We start from the raw sequence: 19947 nt of genomic DNA on the forward strand, positions 1-19947 counted from the left end.
GATGGACGGTTTCGGCATTCGCATCGAAGGCTTGAGCAAGCGCTATGGCGAGGGCGATACCGCGGTCGACGCCTTGAAAGACGTCAATATGACCGTCGCCCCCGGGGAGGTGGTGGGATTGATTGGCCCCTCAGGTTCCGGAAAAAGCACCCTGCTCAAGTGCCTGGGCGCGGTAATAGAACCGACTACCGGCAAGATGACGCTGGGTGACGAGGTCATCTACGACAATGGCTGGAAAATTCCCGACCTGCGCGCCTTGCGCCGCGACCGGATTGGGTTCGTATTTCAGGCCCCCTATCTGATTCCATTTCTCGATGTTATCGACAACGTAGCCTTGTTACCCATGCTGGCCGGCAGGCCGAATGGTGAATCAAGAAAGCGCGCGCTGGAGTTGCTTGAAGCACTGGATGTCGGGCACCGCGCCAAAGCCCAACCGTCGCAACTGTCGGGCGGGGAGCAACAACGCGTGGCAATTGCCCGGGCCCTGGCGAATCAGCCGCCCGTCATCCTCGCCGATGAGCCGACCGCACCTTTGGACAGCGAACGCGCCTTGAGTGTCGTGCGCATCCTCAACCAGATGGCGCTGCAGTTCAATACGGCCATCATCGTGGTGACCCACGATGAGAAAATCATTCCTACCTTCAAGCGGATTTACCACATTCGCGATGGCAAAACCTTTGAAGAAAAAGGCCAGGCTCTGAGCTGAGTCTCAGATAGGCGGGCAGACAATGCCCTATTTCAAGCGAAATCAGATGCTGCGCCCGTTTTGCCCGCCTCTCCTGGCCGCAAGTATTGGTGGCTAACCATTTGCAGATGACTAGTTAATCAGAGTTCATCCCTGGCGCATCATGATTCTTCAGCCTTTGGCGGCTTTCCAACCCGTATGCTGGAAATATTTTCCATATGCCTTCAGAGCTTCAAGTGCTTGCACCGCGCCATCGTGGCGCGACTTTGAAGTTTTTCCTCTCATGGTCTCGGCGCCTTCCATCAGGTCTGCAATAACCAAGTGAAGCATCGCATCAGCCTGGGGCTCGAGTTTGCAATTCTGAATTGCATAGGCCACCTTTTCACTGATTGTCGTCGCTAATGCTTGATAGTCGTCGTTGCCGTATTGATTCTTGTGAATCGCCGGTATTGCCTTCGCCATCGCTTGATTGATGTCGTTCATAGCCTGACGCAGCGGCTCATCAGTTGCCCATTTTTTTCCAACGTTAAGGTGGAGCTTTGTCGGTTCGACACTCCCATGGCTATGGTTGTGTGCGGCACTTTCAGCTGCGAGGATATTGGGCGAAGCTCCAAGCGCAATGGCAGTCAGAACTACGGCGAATATGGTTTTCATCGGGTCTCCTATTTCATGGGTGCAATACCCAACCAATATAGTCAACTAATCTTAACGCAAGCTTAAAGCCAAGACGGGTTTCCGTTGCTTGTTGAGTCCGCCTACCGAAGATATTTTCAGCCCAAGTTCAAGCATCCTTGGCATAACCCATATTGGTTATTCTTTCAATTTTTGTTATGCACTGAGCGATACTTAAGGAACTGATGTATCAGAGTTTATCGTGTAGGCGTTGCGGCGGGTATCAGCCTAACCAGTCATTCAAATGGGTGCTGATAAAGACAGGCGACCGTCCGCCCCTGGCCGATACCAGCGCCAGCCTGAGCGGAATATTGGCAGCGGTGGAGCTGGGTTCGGCATCACGATCCTGACCCGGCCGGTCTGCCGGGCAATCTGCAGATTTTGTCAGGCATGCCGGAACTGCCCAGCATAGGCCCGCTACTGCATCGGGCGGAAGCGGAGCCAAACGCTGTCGTCAAGCAACAGGAAACCATCATCCTGGGCAAACTCGCGCAACTGCTTCCTGCCCATTGAAGATTCGCCGGTAGATAGAGCAATTGCGGTCAGGATTTGTCGGCGCGTCCCGCGCATAGTGTGCGCTGTGAACCGAGGATTAAAGATGAGCAACACACAGGCTGAAAAATACGCAAGGCGCTTCGCGAAAGTGCTCGACCATATCGAGTCCAACCTGGGCGAAACGCTGAGCACGGAACTTCTGAGCCAGGTCGCCAATTTCTCCAAGTTTCACTTCCATCGGCAATTTGCCGAATACGTCGGTACCAGCGTTGGTCGTTACATCCAGTTGCTGCGTCTGCGGCAGGCCAGTTATCGGCTCGCTTTCAGTCGCCAGGACAAAATCATCGACATCGCCCTGGACGCCGGCTTCGAAAACCCGGAATCGTTTACGCGCGCCTTCAGGAACACCTTCGGCCAGTCGCCCTCCGCATTCAGGCGGCAACCGGACTGGGAATCCTGGCATGACCGCTATCGCTTCCGTATCCCGGAAAGGAAACAAACCGTGCAAGTCGAGATCGTCGATTTTAAAACCACCCGTGTCGCCGTCATGGAGCATCGCGGCCCGACGGAAAGGGTCAATGACTCTGTCGGCCAATTCATTGACTGGCGAAAGGCGAGCGGTCTTTCGCCAAAGAACAGCAGCCGGTCCTTCGGCATTGTCTACGACAACCCGGACACCTGCGAACCTGCAGACTTCCGGTTCGATATCTGCGGAGAAGTGCATGACGAGGTGCCGGCCAACCCGCAGGGCGTGATCACGAAATACATTCCCGGCGGCCGTTGCGCGCGGGTGCGGCATAACGGCTCCCACACTAGGATTGGCGAGAGTATCTACCCGCTCTACCGCAACTGGTTACCGGAGAGTGGCGAGGAGCTGCGTGATTTTCCGCTCTATTTCCATTACCTCAACTTGATGCCGGAAACACCTGAGCATGAACTGGTGACCGATATCTACCTGCCTCTGAAGTCGTAGATCCATGGCAGCTTCCGCGAAACGGGCGTGCAACGAGACGTCATGCCAATTTCTGGAAGCTGCCGATTGTTCAGGTAGAGCGCAGGACCAGAATGCTGCCGAGCGAGCGCAGCCCAACGACTTCTTCGAGCGCCAGCCCGCCGGCCTGAATGAGCGATTTCCATTCACTGAGCGTCCGTTCTCGCCCGCGGCACCCGACGAACATCTGCATGTCGAATGATGCGCTGGCGACATCAGCGCCGGTTTCCGGTACGACCATTTCCAGCACTGCCGCGCGGGCGCCACTGTCGCCCATGGCGGCGCTACGCCGTGTTCAGCCGCTCCAACGGACTGACGACCTCGCGCAGGATGTCGGTGGCGACCTGAGCATACAGGGCTGTCGTTTCCAGTTTCTTGTGGCCGAGCAGTACCTGGATCAAGCGGATGTCGACCTTCTGCTCGAGCAGGTGGGTGGCGAAAGCATGGCGCAGGGAGTGCATCGAAATGCGCTTGTCGATGCCGGCCTCGTCGGCGGCTGCATGGATGGCTCGGTTGAGTTGGCGAGTGCTGAGGTGGTCCACCGGGTCCAGGCCCGGAAATAGCCAGCCACCGTCCAACATCTTGCCTTGGGCACGGGCGACCCGCCACCAGACGCGTAACCGTTCGAGGAGCACCGGTGATAGCAAGGCGTAGCGATCCTTCTGTCCTTTGCCTTGCTCGACCCGCAGGGTCATGCGCTGGCTGTCAATGTCACTGACCTTCAGGTGGACCACTTCATTGACCCGTAACCCGGTCGCATAGGCCAGGGCCAGGGCGGTTTGGTGTTTCAGGTTGCCGGCGGCGGCAATCAAGCGTTTTACCTCGTCGGGACTCAAGATGTCCGGTAGCTTGCGCGGCAGATGGACCGGTTTCATCTTGGCCATCGCCTCCGGGCGGTCCAGGGTGACGCCGAAGAAGAACTTCAACCCGCGGATCGCAGCGTTCAGCGACGCCGGCGACGTTCCATGGTCGACCAGATGCAACTGGTAATTCTGTAGTTCCTCAACACTGGCCGTTTCGGGGGATCGACGGAGGTACTTGGCAAATTGCCGGACTGCGCGAACGTACTGGTATTGCGTCTTCTCGCCAAATTTCCGCATCCGCATGTCCTCGATCATGCGCTGGCGTAACGGGCTGATACTCGGATTCCGGGTTTCCATGGCTGGCTCCTGTCAGAACGAGGCGGAAATGCCTCATTTCCAACATCGGCAATTGCCAGCACGATACAAACCTCTTGCCTGCCAGAGCTGCGTGCTACGGTTGAGCATGGACCCTACCGCGCGAGCGGTTTAGTCCTTGGCCGATAATCGGACTGCCAAATGAACCAGGAGGGAATTATTTTCCCTCCTGTTTTGATTAGCGGAGGATCAACGGCAGATCAGGTATCCAGCGAGTAGGCAGATACGGAAGGCTGCTTGGATGATGTCGGTAGTGACTCCATGTTATGAGTGTCGAGAGCACTCATGGTGGGGTTGATCGGATCGATAGGAGTAGGGATAGGTTGATTAATGATTGTCATGGTAAATATATAAATAAATATTGATTAATTAATCTAATAAGAAATGCGCGCCTAAATATGAGGCGATCGAAACACTCGGGAAGCAATCGATGGTCAAGATCGGTCTTCCCTTGTGCCGATGGTTTTTATGTCCGGCTACACCTCATAGTTATCGGTGTTAGCGGTAAAAAAATACCGAGAGCGCATGGCGGGATCTCGTTGCATGGAACCACTTGTCAGTGATGCTGCTCAAAGCACTCTGAATGGTGTTTGTAAAAGTGCTACCATTGGTGCTAACTAGAGTAGGAGGCAGATATGGCCCACCAAATATTGTCTGAAACGGCAGCAAGCATTTCCGAGCTAAAACGCAACCCTATGGGTACGGTTGCAGCGGGAGAAGGCTTCCCAGTGGCGATCCTGAATAGGAATGAGCCAGCTTTCTATTGCATTCCGGCTCGCGCATTCGAGAGCTTGATGGATCGCCTGGAAGATTTGGAATTGAATGCTATTGCGGATGCTCGTGCAGGCCAGAAGCGAGTGAAGGTCAAACTCGATGAGCTATGAGCTTGAGTTTCTTGAAGAGGCTTTGTCCGAATGGCAGCGTCTGGATGGCTCGATCAAGGCTCAGTTCAAGAAAAAGCTGGCTGAGCGCTTAGTTGAGCCACGGCTACCCTCCGCCAAGTTGTCGGGGCACCCTGATCGCTACAAAATCAAGCTGCGCAGTATCGGCTACCGGCTCGTCTACGAAGTGCTGGATGGTCGATTGGTCGTGCTGGTCGTCGCCGTAGGCAAGCGCGACAAAAATGCAGTCTAAAAGGCCGCCGAGGGGCGTTGACTCCCCTTGAATATCCGAAGCCAAAAAAGCCGGATCATGTCCGGCTGGGTGTGAGATTAGATCGCCTTTGCGTCAATGAATGTGGTGTTCGTGGCAATCTGGGATGTGCTCTATAGTGGGTAGCGGAGAGTCTGAGGCTGATACCGCCACCATTAACGTTTGGGTCTGACAGGGTATGGGGGGCTGTTCAGCCATGCTTCCAGGAGCGTAGCATTGGCTTGATTTTGTGGGCTGGAGTTGGCGAAAACAGGCCAATTTTTTTAAGCAATACATAAAAACCCCTGCTATTCCCAAAAAAAGCAGGAAATAGCAGGGTTTTGCGAGTCTCTCTCTTAATATTTGGGCTGAGAACAAAGAAGTTGAACCTGGCCTGGCGTGAAATACTGCTGGTTCAGGAAGATGAAGGCACCTTTTTCTCCGTCGATCTTGCCTTCACAGGCGTAGCCCATCGACCACAACAGGCGCAGTGCAGTATTGAGGCGCATGATGTTGCGAAGCGGATTCGGACCGTATTGCCGAACATCATTTTTCTTGATTTCAAATTTCCCACCCGTTCGAAGATGGTTGGCGAACCAATACAGCAATCGATTAGCATCTTGCTGCTCTTCAGGTAGTTCGACGGGTTTCGCAAAAAACCTTACAAACTCGTGGGTGTACCACTGGCAAATCGAGATTGCGCGTTCAAGCGTCGAGAGTGGAATCGTGTCCTCTGCGCCTTCAAAAAAATGAAGCAGCGCGGCTACGCGAGCAATTTTGTCGGCCAGCTTTGCACCGAAGTCCTTGTCATTCTCAAGTAGTCCGCCAGGACGCATGTCGACCTGAATATTGTCGAACGCGGCTTCCCAGCGAGCCTGTGCCTCGTTCGAAAAACTCAGTTCGATTTTCGGCCGCATCTCAGTTGGGTCATCCCCTATATGGCTCTTCAAAATGGCGATGCAACGGCCATAAAACTCGTTCAGTACTTCGTCTGAGGCGGATTTGGAATAAACGACGGAGCGATATCCAGCAGTTGGAGCCGGTGCAATGATGAAACTGCGCCCCGTAAAACCGATACCGTCTGCCATTGCGCCTTTGCCGTTTAAAAAAGCTGCAAACGGCTCTGGCTGGGAGAGTAGTAGGAGAGTTAGGCAAGGGTCTCGCGCGATCAATTCGCCCTCGATACTGCGATCGGAAATGAGATCTGATCCGTCGTAGGCTTTGCACAGTGTGGCCATATCCGACATCCCACGGCTTCTAAAGACACGATCAGCATCATCAGAAATCAGACTGGTTGTCGGAAAGCATTCACTCAGGTTCTTGTGCAATGCTTCTGTACTCATTTTTTCGTGGATCAGTTTGAAGCGTTTCGGCTTTTGGGGCTTCCGCAATGCATGAGCCTGAAGCTGCGCTTGTTCTGCCTCGATCGGCTCGAAGGCAGCCGATTTTTTCTTGATGGCACTCAAAATGCCTTTACCTTCGGCACGCCAGGCACAAATGGCGGCATCGAATTGCTGCATCTGAACTGCATGGACTTCGGATTGCTCTTCGACGAATTTCTCAACGCCATTAAGCAGTCGCTTAACGATTGAGGTCTTCAGCTCGCCGGGGGGAAGAATGCCAATGAACCATAGGCTTACTGGGGAAACTAATTGATGGCGCTTTTTGATACGGATGCGGCCTTGGCACACCAAGGTGATCACGGCGATCAACGCGCTAGCGATTGCCGATATGGATGCGCCGGTTTCATTGTGTATTTCAAAAATCAGGGCTTCAAGTTTTGGGCCGAGTTGTTGAGTTGGGAATACTGCATGTTCGAACTGACTTGCACCATATCCAGATGATTGCGTGAGAGGTGCCAGCGATGCGCTGAGCGGTTGAGAAAAGCTTGGATACATATATGGACCTCAAATTGAATGCGATTGGAGAGCGTGTGCACTCGTGCAACGCTTTCTGTGATGTATTGATCCAATTGAGACGGGGCCCTCGTCTCCGATTGGGGTTGCTTCCGAATTGCTACTCTTGCTTTCTCCTTTGTTGTGATTGAACAACGTGCTATTTTTTAGATTGCATCTCCTTTCAGGGCTTGTCTGAGTTCGCCTACATTCCAGCGAGTGTGTGAGCCAAAGCGACGCGGCTCTGGAATTTCTTTGCGGCGCAGCCTGGCCCATATTGTCGGGACCTTGCAGCCGAAAAGACCTGCGACAATCTCGACACTGACGTTGGCGGCATCTGGCAGTTGATCGAAATTGGAAAGATCGGGATGGACCATGTTTATCCCCGTTGTTCCTTGGTTGTTTATCGTGAGGAGGATTTTCCTCTCGCTGAAGTTAGAATTCAGGGGGAGATTTCAGGGGTTAAAACATGCCTTGAATTGAGCACTGATTTCGGCTAACAGTGTGAGTGTTCTTGGACTCATGTGTATTGCGCCGATATAAACCGCAGCTTGTTTGCAGGCAATTGAGCCTTGTGAGGGTACTCTCCCGTTTTTGGTAGCTAGATGGGTAGCTGGTCGCATGATCGACCCATTGATTTTTACGCAATCAATTGAATTTAAACGTTAAAGTGTAAAAAAATCAGAGCAATACGACATTGTTTTGATGTAATGCTTTTTCAGGAGCCCATCCATGCCAGACACGACCCCGGAATTCGACAGCCTTGTTCCTGCCCAGTCCTTTGACCGACGGAGTTTCATCGTGACCAGTCTGGGGGCGGGTTTCGCTCTGGCGGTTCAGCCGGTGATGGCGCAGACCGCGATCAATACCGATATCGCCGGGCTGCAGGCCGGTGAAGTCAAGGTGCCGGTCAAAGATGGCGAAATGGTTGCCTACCGTGCCGCGCCGCAAGGTGTTGCCAAGGCGCCGGTAGTGCTGGTGGTTTCCGAGATATTCGGTGTCCATGAATACATCAAGGATACTTGCCGGCGTCTAGCCAAGCTCGGTTACTGCGCCATCGCCCCGGAGCTTTTCGCGCGTCAGGGCGATCCGCGTAGTTATGCCAGCATTCCGGAACTGATGGCCAATATCACCGGCAAAACGCCGGATGCACAGGTGATGAGTGACCTTGATGCCTGCGTTGCCTGGGCGGCGCAGCAAGGGGCGGATACCGACCGGCTGGCGATCACTGGTTTCTGCTGGGGAGGGCGCATCACCTGGCTGTACAGTGCGCACAATCCCCGCGTCAAGGCCGGGGTTGCCTGGTACGGTCGTCTGGTTGGCGTCGCCAATGAGTTTACCCCCGCTCATCCCACCGATCTGGTTGGTGAACTGAAAGCCCCCGTGCTCGGGCTTTACGGGGGGCTGGATACTGGAATTCCGCTGGAAACAGTCGAAAAAATGGAAAAAGCGCTGGAGAAAGGTAGTCCTGCTGCACGTGCGTCGCAGATTCACCTTTACGATAATGCGCCGCATGCCTTCCATGCCGATTACCGGCCGAGCTATCGCAAGGCAGAAGCGGAGGATGGCTGGCTGCGCATGTTGGCCTGGTTCCGCAAAAACCTTGTATAAAACCTTGTTATCCAGCGGGGTGGAGCGGGCTTCGTGCTACGCTTCGCGCCTTGATCAGAATTTGCTGCCCGAACATGACTACTGCTGAAACGACCCCCCAGGCGACGCCTGAAAAAACCATCGATGCACGTGCGTTGCTCAAGGAACTGCAAGTGCGCTACGACGTTTTTCGCAATTACAGCCCGTTGGCGATTGGCATTGACCGTCAGGTACTGGCAGATCAGCCGACGCTGGAAAAGAAAGCCCTGCGCCTGGCGATGCGTAGCCACACGATGGCAACCCGTTATCTGAAGGAAATGGAAAAGGCGACGCAGCGCTTCAATCTGGACGGCACGCCGGCTGGTGAGGTCAGCGAAGAGCAGCGTACGCACGCTTCCGAGCTGCTGCGTGAACGCTTCAAGAAGCAGGTCGAACAGCGCAAGGCTGTCGAGGCGGCGGCCAAGGCAGAGCAGCGTCGGACTGAAAAGCTCAACGAACTGGCAGAGAAATTCGGTCGTAAAGACCGCTAACCGCGTTGTTCACCGGCGCGATGACATGAGTGGCGAGCCGCAGTCCGCTTCGATCCGTGTAGAGGCGCTGGAGCCGGCATTTGCTGCGCAAGCGTCGCTTTGGGCTGAGCGACTTGCCCTGCCGGTGCAGGGCGATGCCGAATTCGCATTGCAATTCGGAGCGAATGGTCTGCAATTCGTTGAGCTTGCTCCCCAGGCTCCCGGGGCATTGCGCATTGATTTTGTCGAAGGTGCCGTGGCTCATCGGCGTTTGTTCGGGGGCGGTAGCGGGCAGATGATCGCCAAGGCGGTCGGTGTCCAACCCGGCATACGTCCGGCAGTGCTGGATGCAACAGCCGGTTTGGGGCGCGATGCCTTTGTGCTGGCAAGCCTGGGCTGTTCGCTCATCCTGATTGAGCGTCATCCTGTTGTTGCAGCCTTGTTGGAAGATGGTCTGCGACGTGCGGCGGGCGATCCTGAGGTAGGGCCGATTGTCGGCCGGATGCGGCTGGTGCACGCCAATGCAATTGCTCAAATGCTGGCGTGGAAGGACGAATCACCGCAAGTGATTTATCTTGATCCGATGTTTCCCCATCGGGAAAAGACGGCGCTGGTCAAGAAAGAGATGCGATTGTTCCGGCCCTTGGTGGGCGATGATGACGATGCCGCAGGCCTGCTGGCGGCCGCGCTTGACCTGGCGACGCATCGGGTCGTGGTCAAGCGGCCGCGCAAGGCGCCTTGCATTGAAGGGGCGAAACCGGGCTATGCGCTTGAGGGGAGCTCAAGTCGCTTCGATATCTACCCGAAAAAAACGCTGAAGGCCAAAGTGCTCTGACGAGCCTGTTTCGGCTGGCTTATTTTGCGGCAGGCTTGCGGCCAGGGGCCGGTTTCGGGAAATAGCCGGCCACGCGGCACTGGAAGCCTTCGATCGGCTTGCCCTTGACGTAGCTGGTCACGCTGCATTTCGAGATGTCGCCCTGCGAAGAGAGGGTGGACAGCGATGCCCGGACATCCTCAATCGAAATGCCGGTTGCAACTGCGATTTCCAGATCGAGCAATTGCCCGTGTTTTTTCAGGAGTTCCCAGACTTGAGTGGTGTGCATTCAGAATCCTTTATGTAAACAAGGCTCGTACATGGATGAAGTTCACTTGCAAGGTACGCTGATGCAGGACATAAAGCAAAAAGCCTCGGTTTGCGACCGAGGCTTGATGCAATAATTCCTTGGTGGGGCGTCACAGATTCGAACTGTGGACCTACGGATTAAGAGTCCGCTGCTCTACCAACTGAGCTAACGCCCCAAGGTACCTTTACGACTGGTGGGTCGGGCGAGATTCGAACTCGCGACCAACGGATTAAAAGTCCGCTGCTCTACCGACTGAGCTACCGACCCGCCGAGGGAGCGCGAATTATAGTGAGATGTAGGGAAGTCGTCAACGGATTTTCATCAATGTGAAGAATTGTTTAATCGGAGGGGCTGGTCGTCATCGTTGCTGAAAGGCTGGATAGAATCGAATTCCCCGGCTTTTTTGCCGATTTTTGTCGGTAAACGCCCATTTTCAGGAGAGGCAAAATGACTGAGCAGGATGTTTCACGTTATCAGGATATTTTTATCGCTACGGCAACCGATGTCGGTTTGAAAATTCTGGCTGCCATTGCTTTCTGGGTGATCGGCCGCTGGCTGATCGGTCTTGTACTGAACATGGTTCGTGCGTCGCTTGAGCGCCAGAAAGTCGATCCGACCGTGCTGCGTTATCTTGGCTCGGTAATCACGGTGACGCTGAACGTCTTGCTGGTGGTCGGCATCCTGGGTTACTTCGGTATCCAGACCACGACATTTGCCGCCTTGATCGCAGCTGCCGGGGTTGCCATCGGCATGGCTTGGTCAGGGTTGCTGGCACATTTTGCAGCCGGTGCTTTTCTGGTGGTCCTGCGACCGATGAAAGTCGGCGATTTCGTCACGGTCGGTGGCGTCACCGGGACGGTGATGGAGTTGGGGCTGTTTGCCACGACGATTAATACGCCGGATAACGTCCAGACGGTGATTGGTAACAACAAGGTGTTCAGCGACACGATCCAGAATTTCACGGTCAACCCGTTTCGCCGGGTCGATTTGAAATGCCAGTTGGCCGGGGCGGCCGATCATCGGGCGGCGATGGCTTTGTTGCGCGAGAAAGTGGCGGCCATTCCGAATGTGCTGGCCGAGCCGAAAGTCGATGTCGAAATCCTCGATTTCACGCTGGTTGGCCCGGTGCTGGCCATTCGTCCCTATTGCCACAATGACCACTATTGGCAGGTCTATTTTGATACTAATAAAGTGATCCGCGAGGCGCTTGTCGAGGCTGGCTTTCCGGCACCGATGCCGGCGCAGAGCGTGGTTGTCACACAAGCGGCCTGAGTTTTTCCGGACGTTAAAAAACCCGCGATTTCGCGGGTTTTTTAACGTCGACCGCAGGATTGGCCTTAGCCGAGTCTTTTCATGATCTCGGTGGTCAGCGTCGACTGGTTCATGCAATAGAAGTGCAGGCCGGGCGCGCCACCCTTGAGCAGGCGCTCGCACAGTTCGGTCACGACATCGAGACCGAAGGCGCGGATCGAATCGCTGTCGTCGCCGAAGCTTTCGAATTTTTTACGCATCCAGCGCGGGATTTCGGCGCCGCAGGCATCCGAGAAGCGCGCCAGCTTGGTGAAGCCGACGATGGGCATGATGCCGGGAACGATCGGGAGATCGACGCCTTGCGCCTTGGCTTCTTCGACGAAATGGAAGTAGGCGTCGGCGTTGTAGAAATACTGGGTGATCGCCGAATTGGCGCCGGCCTTGACCTTGCGCACGAAGGCATCCATGTCGTCCTTCGGGCTGCGCGCCTGCGGGTGCCATTCCGGGTAGGCGGCGACTTCGATGCTGAAATGATCACCGGTTTCGGCGCGGATGAATTCGACCAGCTCGTTGGCGTAGCGGAATTCGCCGGTTTCGGCCATGCCGGACGGCAGGTCGCCGCGCAGGGCGACGGTGCGCTTGATGCCGGCTGATTTATATTCGTTGAGGATTTCGCGAATGCTTTCACGCGTTGAGCCGATGCACGACAGGTGCGGCGCGGCATCGAAGCCTTCGGCGGCAATTTCCTTGACGACATTGAAAGTGCGTTCGCGCGTCGAGCCGCCGGCACCGTAGGTCACCGAGAAAAATTCGGGTTTCAGTTTTGCCAGTTCAGCGCGGGTCGACCGCAGTTTTTCGATGCCTTCCGGCGTTTGCGGCGGGAAAAACTCGATGGAGATTTCTGTGTTCATTTGTTCAACCAGATGAAGAATTCGCGGTTGCCATCACCGCCGGTAATTGGGCTGTCCAGCCAGGCGCGGACTTTGAGGCCCAGGGTGGCGGCAGATTGGCGCAGTTTGTTTTCGACTTCGCTATAAAGCGCCGGGTCACGGACGATACCGCTTTTCCCGACATTGCCCGGGCCGACTTCAAACTGCGGCTTGACCAGCAGCAGCAGGTCGCCGCCATCGGCCAGCAAGGCGGGGAGCTGCGGCAGGATCAGCGTCATCGAAATGAATGAGACATCGCCGACAATCAGATCGAAGCCTTGGGCTGGGCAAGCGGCACCCAGGTCGCTTGCGCTCAGGGCGCGGCAGTTGATGCCTTCGATGGCGTTAATGCGGGTGTCGCCGATCAGTTTTTGATGCAGTTGGCCGTGCCCGACATCGACGCCAACAACCTGTGTCGCACCTGATTGCAGCAGGCAATCGGTGAAGCCGCCGGTCGACTGGCCGACATCAAGACAGATTTTGCCGGTTACCGAGATGCCACTTTTCGTTAGCGCACCCGCCAGCTTGAGGCCGCCACGCGAGACGAAACGGTCTTCCGGGTCGCTTGCTACGGTCAACGCTGTTTCAAGGGGCAAATCCAGTGCCGGCTTCTTGATCACGCCGCCTGACCAGCTGACGCGACCCGCGGCAATCATGCGTTGGGCAACGGTTCTGGACGAAGCCAGGCCGGATTCGACGAGCAGCTGATCGGCGCGCGGCATTCAGCGTTTTCCTTGCGGGAAAAGCAGCGAACTGAGCAGCCATGAAATCAGGCTGTAGCCGATCGAGCCGAACAATGCTGGCCAGAAACCACCAACGTTGAAGCCGTCGACGAGGCTGCCGGCGAGTTGGAAAAGCAGGGCGTTGATCACGAAAATGAACAAGCCCAGCGTCAGCAAGGTCACCGGCAGTGTGAGCAAAACCAGTATCGGACGCAGTACGGCATTGATCAGCCCAAGTATCAGGGCGACGATCAGAGCCGTACCAAAACTCGCGACCTGGACCGACGGCACGACATACGGCAGCGCCAGCAGGGCGAGCGCGTTGATGGTCCAGATGGCGAGCAAGCGCATCTTAGTAGCGGTAGTGGTCAGCCTTGTACGGGCCTTCCTTCGGCACGCTGATGTAGGCAGCTTGCTCGTCGGTCAGCTCGGACAGTTGGGCATTCAGCGTCTTCAACTGCAGGCGGGCGACCTTTTCGTCGAGATGCTTGGGCAGGGTGTAGACGCCGACCGGATACTTGTTGGAACCCTTGACGGCTTCGCTCCACAGTTCGATCTGGGCGATCGTCTGGTTGGCGAAGGAGGACGACATCACGTAGGACGGGTGGCCCGTGCCGCAACCGAGGTTAACCAGGCGGCCCTTGGCGAGCAGGATGATGCGCTTGCCGTCCGGGAAGATCACGTGATCGACCTGCGGCTTGATCTCTTCCCACTGGTACTTCTCGATCGAGGCGACGTCGATTTCGTTGTCGAAGTGACCGATATTGCAGACGATGGCGTTGTTCTTCATCGCGGCCATGTGGTCATGCGTGATGACGTGGAAGTTGCCGGTCGTGGTAACGAAGATGTCGGCCTTGTCGGCAGCGTATTCCATGGTGACGACGCGATAGCCTTCCATCGCGGCCTGAAGGGCGCAGATCGGGTCGATTTCGGTAACCCACACTTGAGCGGACAGGGCGCGCATGGCCTGGGCGGAACCCTTGCCCACATCGCCGTAACCGGCGATGACGGCGATCTTGCCGGCGATCATCACGTCGGTGGCGCGCTTGATGCCGTCGACCAGCGATTCGCGGCAACCGTAGAGGTTGTCGAACTTGGACTTGGTCACCGAGTCATTGACGTTGATGCCCGGGAACTTCAGTTCGCCACGCTGGTGCATCTGGTACAGGCGATGCACGCCGGTGGTGGTTTCTTCGGTGACGCCCTTGATCTGGGCCAGGCGCACGGAGTACCAGGTCGGATCGACAGCCAGCTTGGCCTTGATGGCGGCGAACAGGATGGTTTCTTCTTCCGAACCCGGCTTGGCGAGCAGGGAGATGTCCTTTTCGGCACGGGCACCGAGATGCAGCAGCAGGGTGGCATCGCCACCGTCGTCGAGGATCATGTTCGAGTAGCCGCCGTCGGCCCATTCGAAGATGCGATGGGTGTAATCCCAGTAGTCGACCAGGGTTTCGCCCTTGACGGCGAAGACCGGGATGTTCTGCGCGGCGATCGCGGCGGCAGCGTGGTCCTGGGTCGAGAAGATGTTGCAGGAAGCCCAGCGGACTTCGGCGCCGAGCGCGGTCAGCGTCTCGATCAGCACGGCGGTCTGGATGGTCATGTGCAGCGAGCCGGTGATGCGCGCGCCCTTGAGCGGCTGGGTCTTCGCGAATTCTTCGCGAATGGCCATCAGGCCAGGCATTTCGCCTTCGGCAATGAGGATTTCCTTGCGACCCCAGTCGGCAAGGGAAAGATCGGCAATAACGTAGTCTTTGAATTCAGCCACAGTAAGCTCCAAATAAACTGTGACGGGGAGGGGAATAACGGCGTTGTTGCTCACCGGCGGCCCCCTGCGCCCGGCAGGGTTGATCAGTGAGCGCCGTTTTAAACCGAGCCTGGGAGCGATGGTGTCACCGCGCTCCTGCAGCGCCCCTCGGTAGGTTGCGGATTATAAACCGGTTTTAAACTTTGTCGCCGGCCCAGTAGCGATCGATATCCTTGATGCCCCATTTGGCGGCATCTTCACGGCCGGCAATTTTCTCGGCGCTGCGCGCCAGATCAATGGTTTCAGGCTTGATATAGGCTTGCGACTTGGTCGAGAAAAAAACTTTGACTTTCGGTTTGAGCAAGGATTGCTCCCCTTGCTCGGTGACGACGCCCAGCTTGCCCGACTCCAGGCGAACGAATGAGCCTACCGGGTAGATGCCGAGACTCTTGACGAAAGCCTGAAAAATGACCGGATCGAAATGGCCTTTCCATTCCGCCATTCGCTTGATCGACTCGGCCGGGTCCCAGCCTGCCTTGTAAGGGCGGTTCGAGGTCACGGCATCATAGACGTCGCAGACGGCCCCCATTTTGGCAAACAGGCTCATGCTTTCGCTGTTCAGCCCTTCGGGATAGCCGCTGCCATCGACTTTTTCGTGATGGTGCAGGCAGACATCCAGTGTCATCTGGCTGACCCCTTTGCCGGAGAGCAACAGCTTGTAGCCTTCGGCGGGGTGTGCCTTGACGATGGCAAACTCCTCGTCGGTCAGTTTCCCCGGTTTGTTGAGGATGTCCATCGGGATCATGGCCTTGCCAAGATCATGTAGCAGGCCGGCCATCCCGGCATCGCGGGTTTGTTGCTCATCAAGCCCCAGTTGGCGGGCTAGTGCAATCATCAGGGCACAGACCGCGACAGAGTGCATGAAGGTGTAATCGTCGGCTGTTTTCAGGCGCGCAAGACTGATCAGCGCGCCAGGATTGCGCAAGACGGAGTTCGAGATTTCCTCGACCAGCGGCGCCGCCGCTTCTGCCTCAATGGCTTTCCCCATGCGCGCTTCCTGAAACATCGAAACGACGGCTTCCTTGCCTTTGGCGCATATTTTTGCCGCGCGCTTCACTTCGTCGCCAAACGAGGTTTTTTCCTGAATGGCGGGGGGGGCTGGCGGTATTTCTTCGACCAGAATCATCTCGGCTTCGGTCACGGCCTCTCCGCTGGCCAGATCGAGTCCTCTTGAAACGTCGATCCAGACTTCCCGGATTGGGCTTTCGAGAATCAGGCTGATGTCGTTCGGGTCTGACAGGACGAACTGGGTCCGCCAGAACGGATGATCCAGCCAGGCGCCGCAAAAAGCTTGCAGGTGCATGCCGAGGCGCAGGTGTTCGACGGCAATTTTTTTGAGCATATTTGTTGATTTTAACGAAAAAAGGGAGCCGTCGTGGCTCCCTTTTCAATTCACTTGTACTTATTTACAGGCCGGCGTCGGCTTTCAGCAGGTTGGCGCGGTCGACTGCTTCCCAGGTAAATTCCGGTTCGTCGCGGCCGAAGTGGCCGTAGGCGGCGGTCTTCTGGTAGATCGGGCGGAGCAGGTCGAGCATGTTGACGATGCCCTTAGGGCGCAGGTCGAAGTGCTTCTTGATCAGTGCGGTCAAGGTTTCGTTGCTGACTTTGCCTGTGCCGAAGGTGTCGACCATGATCGAGGTCGGTTCGGCCACGCCGATGGCGTAGGAAACCTGGACCAGGCAGCGTGAGGCGAGACCGGCGGCAACGATGTTCTTGGCGACGTAGCGGCCAGCGTAGGCAGCGGAACGGTCGACCTTGGAGGGATCCTTGCCGGAGAAAGCACCGCCGCCGTGCGGGGCTGCCCCGCCGTAGGTATCGACGATGATCTTGCGGCCAGTCAGGCCGCAGTCACCCTGCGGGCCGCCAACCACGAAACGGCCGGTCGGATTGACCAGGAACTTGATGTCGCCCTTGATCAGTTCCTTCGGAAGCACCGGCTTGATGATTTCTTCGATGGTTGCTTCACGCAGGTCGTTGAGGCTGATGTCCGGCGAGTGCTGGGTCGACAGGACGACGGTGTCGATCGAGAACGGCTTGCCATCGACGTACTTGATGGTGACTTGGGACTTGGCATCCGGGCGGGCCCACGGCAGGCGACCGTCCTTGCGCAGCATGGCCTGGCGCTCGACCAGGCGGTGCGACAGGTAGATCGGCAGCGGCATCAGCGACGGGGTTTCGTCGCAGGCGTAGCCGAACATCAGGCCCTGGTCGCCGGCACCCTGGTTGAGGTTGTCGTCGTAGGCCTTGTCCACGCCCTGGGCGATGTCCGGGCTCTGCTTGTCGTAGGCGACGAGCACGGCGCAACCCTTGTAGTCGATGCCGTAATCGGTGTTGTCGTAGCCGATGCGCTTGATGGTGTCGCGGGCGATCTGGATGTAATCGACGTTGGCGTTGGTGGTGATTTCACCGGCCAGCACGACGAGGCCGGTATTGCACAGGGTCTCGGCAGCAACGCGGGAATGCTTGTCCTGAGCCAGGATGGCGTCGAGGATGGCATCGGAAATCTGGTCGGCAACCTTGTCCGGGTGGCCTTCGGAAACGGATTCCGAGGTGAAGAAAAACTCGCTCATGGTAACTCCAGTTGGTCCTTGGGTCCGGCGTTACCGGCTTCGGACCACGAGCGGGTGACGCTTTAGCGGCATTTATTAATCGCCCCGCAAGTTGTCTGTTTAACTCGGCGATCTCATAATATTAATCTTTTCACGGTGGGTTTCAACCCCCGGAGTCGCATGGTTTTCATTTTTCGAATATTCAGCAACTTGCCCTTGTGTGTCGTTCACGCGCTTGGTGGATTGCTTGGACGACTGACCTATCTGCTTTCGCCAACCTATCGTCGCCATGTGCGCGAGAACATGGCGCAGGCTGGCATTGATCCGTCTTTGCGCGGAGCGGCCAGCGCCGAAGCTGGCAAGCAGATGCTTGAGTTGGCGCGTATCTGGCTGCGCACGCTGGAGCAAACCAACGCTCAGGTGGCGGAGGTTGTTGGCTGGGAGCATGTCGAAGCGGCCCAGCAGGCGGGCAAGGGGATCGTTTTCCTGACACCGCACCTGGGGTGCTTTGAAATTACGGCTCAGTATTACTCGGCTTTCGGCGATGTCACCGTGCTTTATCGCCCACCTCGCCAGGCGTCCATTCAGCGGATGATCCTCGATGGTCGCAAACGTGAGCGCCTGCACCTGGCGCCGGCCGACCTGTCCGGCGTTCGTTCGCTGATCAAGGCGTTGAAAAAAGGCCAGGCGGTCGGCATGTTGCCCGATCAAGCGCCGAAAGTTGGGGAAGGTGTCTGGCTCGATTTCTTCGGCAAGCCGGCTTATACGATGACTTTGGCGGCGCGTCTGACCGAAACCGGTGCGACGACCCTGATGGCCTGGGGCGAACGCTTGCCTGGCGGACGCGGTTATCGCTTGCATTTTGGCCCACCGCAACAGGCTTTGACGGGTGGCACGGTCGACCGCGCCCAGCAGATCAATTCTGAAATCGAAACGCTGATTCGTCAGTGTCCAACGCAATATCTCTGGGGTTACAACCGTTATAAACATCCGGGAGGCGCCGAGCCGCCGCCGGCCGAGGTCAAGCTGCCGTGAAGATTTTCCTGACTTATATTCTTGTGGGCTTCCTGTGGCTGTTGCACTGGCTGCCTTTGCCTGTTTTGAGGGCCATTGGCACCTTGCTTGGGAAACTGCTGTATGCCGTCGGGCGTGACCGGCGCAAAGTGGCGCTGATCAATTTGCGACTGTGTTTTCCTGAAAAAAGCGAAGCCGAGCGCGAGGATATCGCCCGTCGTCATTTCATTGCCTTCAGTTGTGCGGTGATCGATCGGACGCTCGGCTGGTGGGCCTCGAAGGAACGGCTGGAGCGGATTGTCCGGATCAAGGGCGTCGAGCACCTGAATGACCCGGAGGGCAAACCGATTATTTTGCTTTCGCCGCATTTCGTCGGCCTTGATGCCGGTGCAACGCGCATTTCAATGTATGTGCCGGGTTGCAGTGTTTACTCGAATCAGAAGAATCCGGTTTTCAACAAGTTGCTTTATGATGGCCGGATTCGATTTACTGATGCCGTACTGCTTTCAAGGCAGGATGGGATGCGCAAGATCATCAAGGCGATGAAGGACGGGTACAAGTTCTACTATCTGCCGGACATGGATTTTGGTCCCAAAGAGTCGATTTTCGTGCCGTTTTTCGGCGTGCAGGCTGCGACCATTCCCGGGGTTTCCCGGTTGGTGCGCCTGACGGGAGCCAAGATTGTGGCTTGCATTACCCGTCAGGTGGCAGATGGCTACGAAGTCGAGGTGATGCCGGCCTGGAGTGATTTTCCGGGGGAGAGCGTCGAAGCCGATACGGCCAGCGTGAATCGTTTTATTGAAAGCCAGGTACTGACCATGCCGGAGCAGTATTTCTGGTTACACAAGCGTTTCAAAACCCGGCCACCCGGAGAGCAGAGGTTCTACAAATGAGCTGTAACCTGACTATCGAGATTCGTCCCGTCACGCCGCCCGATGTACCGGCCATTTCCGCGCTGGCCCGCGAAATCTGGCAGGCAACTTACCCTGGCATCATCACGCAGGAGCAGATCGACTTCATGCTCGAGCAGCGTTATGGCCACGAGCGTCTGTATGACGATATCGAAGATGCCGATAAATGGCTCGATCAGGCATTCCATAACGGCCGTCGTGTCGGCTTCGCGTTCAGCGAGCTCTACAAAGGTGAATTCAAGCTCGACAAGCTCTACATCCATCCCGACGTGCAACGTCAGGGCGTCGGCGGTGAGCTGATTGACCACGTCGCAAGGCGAGCTGCCAAACTGGGCCATTCCTGCGTGGTGCTGGCGGTTAACAAGCGTAACGAGAAAGCCATTGCTTCCTACAAAAAATACGGTTTCACGGTGCGTGAAATGATTGTTGATGACATTGGCCGTGGTTTCGTCATGGACGACTACGTGATGGAGAAAAAACTTTAGGAATTTGAGATA

The 19947-nt window shown here is 56.4% G+C and carries 23 protein-coding genes, 2 tRNA genes and 1 riboswitch; of the genes, 11 read left to right on the forward strand and 14 right to left on the reverse strand.

Annotation, left to right across the window (positions count from 1 at the left end):
- The first annotated feature begins 1 nt into the window (after position 1).
- Complete coding sequence (locus GBK02_RS03050; RefSeq protein WP_203468308.1) at positions 2 to 706, forward strand: ABC transporter ATP-binding protein; 705 nt, start codon at positions 2 to 4, stop codon at positions 704 to 706.
- Between the two features lie 150 nt (positions 707 to 856).
- On the opposite strand, the gene GBK02_RS03055 is transcribed toward GBK02_RS03050, so the two are convergent.
- The gene (locus GBK02_RS03055; RefSeq protein ID WP_153151383.1) at positions 857 to 1339 is read right to left on the reverse strand and encodes a hypothetical protein; all 483 of its coding nucleotides are present in this window, start codon (positions 1337 to 1339) and stop codon (positions 857 to 859) included.
- Positions 1340 to 1955: 616 nt separating this feature from the next.
- Here GBK02_RS03055 and GBK02_RS03060 point away from each other — a divergent pair.
- Positions 1956 to 2825: a GyrI-like domain-containing protein gene (locus GBK02_RS03060; RefSeq protein ID WP_153151382.1), complete on the forward strand. Its 870-nt coding sequence runs from the start codon at positions 1956 to 1958 to the stop codon at positions 2823 to 2825.
- Positions 2826 to 2895: 70 nt separating this feature from the next.
- On the opposite strand, the gene GBK02_RS03065 is transcribed toward GBK02_RS03060, so the two are convergent.
- Together GBK02_RS03065 and GBK02_RS03070 are read right to left on the reverse strand one after the other, a co-directional pair.
- Positions 2896 to 3120: a hypothetical protein gene (locus GBK02_RS03065; RefSeq protein WP_203468309.1), complete on the reverse strand. Its 225-nt coding sequence runs from the start codon at positions 3118 to 3120 to the stop codon at positions 2896 to 2898.
- 7 nt (positions 3121 to 3127) lie between these two features.
- Complete coding sequence (locus tag GBK02_RS03070) at positions 3128 to 4003, reverse strand: site-specific integrase (protein ID WP_239003143.1); 876 nt, start codon at positions 4001 to 4003, stop codon at positions 3128 to 3130.
- A 653-nt stretch (positions 4004 to 4656) separates the two neighbouring features.
- On the opposite strand from GBK02_RS03070, the gene GBK02_RS03075 reads away from it, so the two are divergent.
- Positions 4657 to 4905 carry a type II toxin-antitoxin system Phd/YefM family antitoxin gene (locus tag GBK02_RS03075; protein ID WP_203468310.1) on the forward strand — a complete coding sequence of 83 codons (249 nt, stop codon included), beginning with the start codon at positions 4657 to 4659 and terminating at the stop codon, positions 4903 to 4905.
- The gene (locus tag GBK02_RS03080; RefSeq protein WP_203468311.1) at positions 4895 to 5155 is read left to right on the forward strand and encodes a type II toxin-antitoxin system RelE/ParE family toxin; all 261 of its coding nucleotides are present in this window, start codon (positions 4895 to 4897) and stop codon (positions 5153 to 5155) included. The genes GBK02_RS03075 and GBK02_RS03080 overlap by 11 nt, the downstream gene beginning before the upstream one ends.
- A gap of 353 nt (positions 5156 to 5508) precedes the next feature.
- Here GBK02_RS03080 and GBK02_RS03085 read toward each other — a convergent pair whose 3' ends face one another.
- Positions 5509 to 7050 (reverse strand): YfjI family protein, encoded by a 1542-nt coding sequence (locus tag GBK02_RS03085; RefSeq protein WP_203468312.1) that lies wholly within the window; start codon positions 7048 to 7050, stop codon positions 5509 to 5511.
- 164 nt (positions 7051 to 7214) lie between these two features.
- Entirely contained in the window at positions 7215 to 7424 is a 210-nt protein-coding gene (locus GBK02_RS03090) for an AlpA family transcriptional regulator (RefSeq protein ID WP_203468313.1), read from the reverse strand.
- 355 nt (positions 7425 to 7779) lie between these two features.
- On the opposite strand from GBK02_RS03090, the gene GBK02_RS03095 reads away from it, so the two are divergent.
- From GBK02_RS03095 to GBK02_RS03105, 3 genes are all read left to right on the forward strand, one after another.
- Entirely contained in the window at positions 7780 to 8658 is an 879-nt protein-coding gene (locus GBK02_RS03095) for a dienelactone hydrolase family protein (protein ID WP_203468314.1), read from the forward strand.
- Between the two features lie 74 nt (positions 8659 to 8732).
- Complete coding sequence (locus tag GBK02_RS03100) at positions 8733 to 9167, forward strand: ProQ/FINO family protein (protein ID WP_203468315.1); 435 nt, start codon at positions 8733 to 8735, stop codon at positions 9165 to 9167.
- Between the two features lie 25 nt (positions 9168 to 9192).
- On the forward strand, positions 9193 to 9981 hold the full coding sequence (locus GBK02_RS03105) for a class I SAM-dependent methyltransferase (RefSeq protein ID WP_203468316.1): 789 nt from the start codon (positions 9193 to 9195) through the stop codon (positions 9979 to 9981).
- 19 nt (positions 9982 to 10000) lie between these two features.
- Here the strand turns inward: GBK02_RS03105 and GBK02_RS03110 are convergent, their stop codons facing one another.
- The 3 genes from GBK02_RS03110 to GBK02_RS03120 form a co-directional block, all read right to left on the reverse strand.
- Positions 10001 to 10249, reverse strand: coding sequence for a transcriptional regulator (locus GBK02_RS03110; protein WP_203468317.1), 249 nt, complete (start codon positions 10247 to 10249; stop codon positions 10001 to 10003).
- 120 nt (positions 10250 to 10369) lie between these two features.
- Positions 10370 to 10445 (reverse strand) — tRNA-Lys (locus GBK02_RS03115).
- A 16-nt stretch (positions 10446 to 10461) separates the two neighbouring features.
- A tRNA-Lys gene (locus GBK02_RS03120) sits at positions 10462 to 10537 on the reverse strand.
- Positions 10538 to 10717: 180 nt separating this feature from the next.
- Between GBK02_RS03120 and GBK02_RS03125 the strand changes: the two genes are divergently transcribed.
- Positions 10718 to 11542 (forward strand): mechanosensitive ion channel family protein, encoded by an 825-nt coding sequence (locus GBK02_RS03125; protein ID WP_203468318.1) that lies wholly within the window; start codon positions 10718 to 10720, stop codon positions 11540 to 11542.
- A gap of 65 nt (positions 11543 to 11607) precedes the next feature.
- Here GBK02_RS03125 and metF read toward each other — a convergent pair whose 3' ends face one another.
- The 6 genes from metF to metK all read right to left on the reverse strand — a co-directional run bounded on the left by metF (position 11608) and on the right by metK (position 17546).
- Positions 11608 to 12432, reverse strand: coding sequence for a methylenetetrahydrofolate reductase [NAD(P)H] (metF, locus tag GBK02_RS03130; RefSeq protein ID WP_203468319.1), 825 nt, complete (start codon positions 12430 to 12432; stop codon positions 11608 to 11610).
- On the reverse strand, positions 12429 to 13172 hold the full coding sequence (locus GBK02_RS03135; RefSeq protein WP_203468320.1) for a TlyA family RNA methyltransferase: 744 nt from the start codon (positions 13170 to 13172) through the stop codon (positions 12429 to 12431). The genes metF and GBK02_RS03135 overlap by 4 nt, the downstream gene beginning before the upstream one ends.
- Entirely contained in the window at positions 13173 to 13523 is a 351-nt protein-coding gene (locus GBK02_RS03140) for a phage holin family protein (protein ID WP_203468321.1), read from the reverse strand.
- 1 nt (position 13524) lies between these two features.
- Complete coding sequence (gene ahcY, locus GBK02_RS03145; protein ID WP_203468322.1) at positions 13525 to 14937, reverse strand: adenosylhomocysteinase; 1413 nt, start codon at positions 14935 to 14937, stop codon at positions 13525 to 13527.
- Between the two features lie 81 nt (positions 14938 to 15018).
- Positions 15019 to 15092: riboswitch (S-adenosyl-L-homocysteine riboswitch) on the reverse strand.
- A 20-nt stretch (positions 15093 to 15112) separates the two neighbouring features.
- Positions 15113 to 16318, reverse strand: a complete 1206-nt coding sequence (locus GBK02_RS03150) for an HD-GYP domain-containing protein (RefSeq protein WP_203468323.1) — start codon at positions 16316 to 16318, stop codon at positions 15113 to 15115.
- A 64-nt stretch (positions 16319 to 16382) separates the two neighbouring features.
- On the reverse strand, positions 16383 to 17546 hold the full coding sequence (metK, locus tag GBK02_RS03155) for a methionine adenosyltransferase (protein WP_203468324.1): 1164 nt from the start codon (positions 17544 to 17546) through the stop codon (positions 16383 to 16385).
- A gap of 159 nt (positions 17547 to 17705) precedes the next feature.
- On the opposite strand from metK, the gene GBK02_RS03160 reads away from it, so the two are divergent.
- From GBK02_RS03160 to GBK02_RS03170, 3 genes are read left to right on the forward strand one after another with little or no spacing between them, the layout of a single operon-like run.
- Positions 17706 to 18560 carry a lysophospholipid acyltransferase family protein gene (locus tag GBK02_RS03160; RefSeq protein WP_203468325.1) on the forward strand — a complete coding sequence of 285 codons (855 nt, stop codon included), beginning with the start codon at positions 17706 to 17708 and terminating at the stop codon, positions 18558 to 18560.
- Positions 18557 to 19432 (forward strand): lysophospholipid acyltransferase family protein, encoded by an 876-nt coding sequence (locus tag GBK02_RS03165; protein ID WP_239003144.1) that lies wholly within the window; start codon positions 18557 to 18559, stop codon positions 19430 to 19432. The genes GBK02_RS03160 and GBK02_RS03165 overlap by 4 nt, the downstream gene beginning before the upstream one ends.
- Positions 19429 to 19935, forward strand: a complete 507-nt coding sequence (locus GBK02_RS03170; protein ID WP_203468326.1) for a GNAT family N-acetyltransferase — start codon at positions 19429 to 19431, stop codon at positions 19933 to 19935. Before GBK02_RS03165 ends, GBK02_RS03170 begins: the two co-directional genes overlap by 4 nt.
- The last annotated feature ends 12 nt before the right edge of the window (positions 19936 to 19947 follow it).

This window comes from Dechloromonas sp. TW-R-39-2 (assembly GCF_016864195.1).
In the GTDB taxonomy this organism is placed as follows: domain Bacteria; phylum Pseudomonadota; class Gammaproteobacteria; order Burkholderiales; family Rhodocyclaceae; genus Azonexus.